The sequence below is a fragment of the Streptomyces barkulensis genome (assembly GCF_002843305.1).
GTDB lineage: Bacteria > Actinomycetota > Actinomycetes > Streptomycetales > Streptomycetaceae > Streptomyces > Streptomyces barkulensis.
The window spans coordinates 1-4,713 of the sequence record NZ_PGSG01000060.1 but is presented as its reverse complement, the minus strand read 5'-3'; the positions used below and the strand labels follow the sequence as shown (position 1 = coordinate 4,713).

Below are 4,713 nucleotides of genomic sequence, written 5' to 3'. Positions count from 1 at the left end.
CCGGGGTGACGGCGGCTGCGAGTTGGTGGGTGTGGGGGGTTTTGAGGGCGGTGGCGGTGGTGATGTGGGGGTGTTGGGTGAGGGCGGTTTCGATTTCGCCGAGTTCGATGCGGTGGCCGTTGATCTTGATTTGGTGGTCGGTGCGGCCGAGGAATTCGAGGGTGCCGTCGGGCCAGTAGCGTCCGAGGTCTCCGGTGCGGTACCAGCGGGTGTGGTGGGTGTGGGGGAATTTGCGGTCGGTGGTGTGGGGGTCGTTGTGGTAGCCGAGGGCGAGGCTGTGGCCGCCGATCCACAGTTCGCCGGGGACCCAGTCGGGGGCGTCGTGTCCGTGGTGGTTGACGACGCGGTAGTGCTGGTTGCGCAGGGGGCGGCCGTAGGGGATGGAGGTCCAGTGCGGGGGGATGGTGGTGATGTGGTGGTGGTTGGACCAGATGCCGGCTTCGGTGGCGCCGCCGAGGGCGATGAGGGTGCAGTGGGGGAGGTGGTGGGTGAGGCGGGGGTGGAGGTCGAGGGGGACCCAGTCGCCGGAGACGAGGGCGAGGCGGAGGGTGGGGGGTAGGGGGTGGTCGTCGGTGGTGGTGGTCAGGAGCATGTCCAGCAGGGCTGGGACGGTGTTCCAGATGGTGGGGTGGTGGGTGTGGGCGAGGTGGTGCCAGTGGTCGGGGTCGGTGCGGTGGTCGTGGTGGGGGAGGATGAGGGTGCCGCCGGCGGTGAGCAGGCCGAAGGTGTCGTAGACGGAGAGGTCGAAGTCCAGGGCGGACAGGGCCAGGACGCGGTCGTCGGCGGTGACGTGGCAGCGGTCGTTGAGGTCGGTGATGGTGTTCATGGCGGCGCGGTGGGAGACGGCCACGCCCTTGGGTTCGCCGGTGGATCCCGATGTGAAGATCACATAGGCCAGGGTGTCGGGGTCCTGGGGCAGGGGTGCGTCCAGCGGGGCGGAGGCGGCGCAGTCGGCCAGGGGCACCGTCGCCGGTTCTCCGGGCTGTTCGTCCGCGGTCTCTCCCGTCAGCACGGTGCGTACTCCGGCGCGTTGGTAGATCCGTTTGCGGCGTTCGGGTGGCTGGTCGACGCCGACGGGGACGTAGGCGGCTCCGGCGGCCAGGATGCCGAGGACGGCGGCGATCTGGTCGGGTCCCTTGGGGAGGGTGACGGCGATCGGTTCGCCCGGGGTGGTGCCGCGGTCCAGCAGGGTTGTGGCGATGCGCAGGGCCTGGTCGGCGAGGTCGTGGTAGGTGGTGTGGCCGTCGGGGGTGAGCAGGGCGGTGCGGTGGGGGGTGCGGGCGGCGTGGGTGAAGAAGCCGTCGTGCAGGAGGGTGTCGGGCAGGGGGCCGGTGGTGTCGTTGGCGGTGGCGCGGACGAGGCGCTGCTCGGGTGGGAGCAGTGGGGGCAGGGGGGTGTTCCAGTCGTGGTCGCCGAGGTGGTCGAGCAGGCGGGTGTAGGTGGTGAACATGGCGTCCAGGACGCCGGGCGGGAAGAGTTCCTCGACCGCGTCCCACACCAGCAGCAGGCCGCCGTCCTGCTCGATCACCTGGTGGTCCAGCCACACCTGCGGCGTCTGCGACACACCCCACACGCGCTCGGCGAAGGACGGCTCGCCCGGGTTCCCGTCCTCGTCGAAGACGCCGAGCGTACTGGTGAACACCACCGGCATCGTCACGCCGTGCGCGCCCCTGCGGCGGGCCAGCTCCCGCATCACCCACAGGGCCGAGACGTCGCTGTGCGCCAGGTCCCGGCCCATCTGCCGCTGCGTCCGCAGCAGGGCGTCCCGCCAGGTCTCATCCGCCTCGGGCCGGTAGCCGAGCAGCAGTAGCGAGGTGAAGTCGCCCAGCACCCGCCCGATGTGGGGGTGCGCCTCCCGCCGGTCGAAGAGAGTGAGGTTGACGGTGAGCTCCTGCCGGGCGCTCCAGTTGGAGAGCACCTCGGAGAAGGCGGTCACCAGCAGCGTCGATCCGGTGACGCCGCAGGCCCGGGCCCGTTCGCGCAGCCGCTGCCACCTCTCGGCCGGCAGCCGGTCCTCACGCCGGACGAAGCGGGGGGTGCCGACGGCGGACGGGTCCTTGGCCAGCGGAAGCTGCGGTCCGTCCGGAAGCTCCAGCACCCGCTCCGACCAGTACGCCTCCGAGGATTCCAGCTCCTCGGGCGAGGGCCGGACGCTCGTCACGTAGTCCCGGAACGTCACCTCTACCGGGGGCAGTTCGGCGTCCGGGGCGTGGTAGAGCGTGTCGAGTTCCCGCAGCAGGGTCATCACACTGAGCGCGTCGATCAGGATGCTGTCGAAGCTGACCCCCAGCCGCACCCGGCCCCGGCCGTACCGCACCGCCCGCACGTCGAACAGGGGCCAGCGGCAGGGGTCGAGCACCTGGTGCGACATCTTTGACCGCAGCTCGGCAAGGGCTGCCTCGGCCTCCTCCGGGTCCGGGCCGGCCTCGGAAACCGGGATCGTGAAGGGCGGGACCTCGGGCCGGACCTGCTGCCGCCCGTCGGGCAGGAAGACCGCGCGCAGCATGTCGTGCCGGGTGATCAGTGTGTTCCAGGCGTCCTCCAGCCGGTGCAGATCGATGTGCTCGCCGTCGTACTCCGTGTAGAAGTGGCAGCCCACTCCGCCCAGTTCGAAGTCGTCGGTGCGGCCCATCCAGTAGGCGCGCTGCACATCGGTCGGGTCGAACGGCTCGTACCGGTGCTCGGGGGCCGGGCGCAGGACGGGGACCGCGGGCCCGGCGGCGGAGCCGCGCGAGCGCAGTCCCGTGCTGAAGGCCGCCAGTTCCGGTGTCTTGAACAGGTCGCCCAGCTCGGCGCCCTCCCAGCCCGCGGCGCGGAGCCGGGAGACGACCCGGGTGGCGATGAGGCTGTCGCCGCCGAGGGAGAAGAAGTTGTCGTCCCGGTGGATGCCGGAGACGTTCAGCAGTTCCTCCCACACGGCCGCCACGGCCTCCTCGGCGGGGCCCCGCGGCGGCTGCGCGGACGTGCCCCGGCGTATGTCCTCCAGGGCCCGCTCGACCAGGTCGGCCACCGTCCGCCGGTCGATCTTGCCGTTGGGGGTCAGCGGCATGGCGTCCAGGAACACGCAGTGGACGGGGACGGCGTAAGGGGGCAGCCAGTCGGAGAGGTGGGCCAGCAGCTCCTCCTCGCTGGGCGGATCGTCGGTTCCGGCCGGGGTGACGGCGGCTGCGAGTTGGTGGGTGTGGGGGGTTTTGAGGGCGGTGGCGGTGGTGATGTGGGGGTGTTGGGTGAGGGCGGTTTCGATTTCGCCGAGTTCGATGCGGTGGCCGTTGATCTTGATTTGGTGGTCGGTGCGGCCGAGGAATTCGAGGGTGCCGTCGGGCCAGTAGCGTCCGAGGTCTCCGGTGCGGTACCAGCGGGTGTGGTGGGTGTGGGGGAATTTGCGGTCGGTGGTGTGGGGGTCGTTGTGGTAGCCGAGGGCGAGGCTGTGGCCGCCGATCCACAGTTCGCCGGGGACCCAGTCGGGGGCGTCGTGTCCGTGGTGGTTGACGACGCGGTAGTGCTGGTTGCGCAGGGGGCGGCCGTAGGGGATGGAGGTCCAGTGCGGGGGGATGGTGGTGATGTGGTGGTGGTTGGACCAGATGCCGGCTTCGGTGGCGCCGCCGAGGGCGATGAGGGTGCAGTGGGGGAGGTGGTGGGTGAGGCGGGGGTGGAGGTCGAGGGGGACCCAGTCGCCGGAGACGAGGGCGAGGCGGAGGGTGGGGGGTAGGGGGTGGTCGTCGGTGGTGGTGGTCAGGAGCATGTCCAGCAGGGCTGGGACGGTGTTCCAGATGGTGGGGTGGTGGGTGTGGGCGAGGTGGTGCCAGTGGTCGGGGTCGGTGCGGTGGTCGTGGTGGGGGAGGATGAGGGTGCCGCCGGCGGTGAGCAGGCCGAAGGTGTCGTAGACGGAGAGGTCGAAGTCCAGGGCGGACAGGGCCAGGACGCGGTCGTCGGCGGTGACGTGGCAGCGGTCGTTGAGGTCGGTGATGGTGTTCATGGCGGCGCGGTGGGAGACGGCCACGCCCTTGGGTTCGCCGGTGGATCCCGATGTGAAGATCACATAGGCCAGGGTGTCGGGGTCCTGGGGCAGGGGTGCGTCCAGCGGGGCGGAGGCGGCGCAGTCGGCCAGGGGCACCGTCGCCGGTTCTCCGGGCTGTTCGTCCGCGGTCTCTCCCGTCAGCACGGTGCGTACTCCGGCGCGTTGGTAGATCCGTTTGCGGCGTTCGGGTGGCTGGTCGACGCCGACGGGGACGTAGGCGGCTCCGGCGGCCAGGATGCCGAGGACGGCGGCGATCTGGTCGGGTCCCTTGGGGAGGGTGACGGCGATCGGTTCGCCCGGGGTGGTGCCGCGGTCCAGCAGGGTTGTGGCGATGCGCAGGGCCTGGTCGGCGAGGTCGTGGTAGGTGGTGTGGCCGTCGGGGGTGAGCAGGGCGGTGCGGTGGGGGGTGCGGGCGGCGTGGGTGAAGAAGCCGTCGTGCAGGAGGGTGTCGGGCAGGGGGCCGGTGGTGTCGTTGGCGGTGGCGCGGACGAGGCGCTGCTCGGGTGGGAGCAGTGGGGGCAGGGGGGTGTTCCAGTCGTGGTCGCCGAGGTGGTCGAGCAGGCGGGTGTAGGTGGTGAACATGGCGTCCAGGACGCCGGGCGGGAAGAGTTCCTCGACCGCGTCCCACACCAGCAGCAGGCCGCCGTCCTGCTCGATCACCTGGTGGTCCAGCCACACCTGCGGCGTCTGCGACA

At 71.2% G+C, this 4,713-nt stretch carries 1 protein-coding gene; it reads right to left on the bottom strand.

Features of this window, described 5'->3' with window-relative positions; translation table 11 throughout:
- Nucleotides 1-4,713, bottom strand: a 4,713-nt coding sequence (locus CUT83_RS31385) for a non-ribosomal peptide synthetase (protein WP_101255890.1), incomplete at both ends; no start/stop codon positions are given.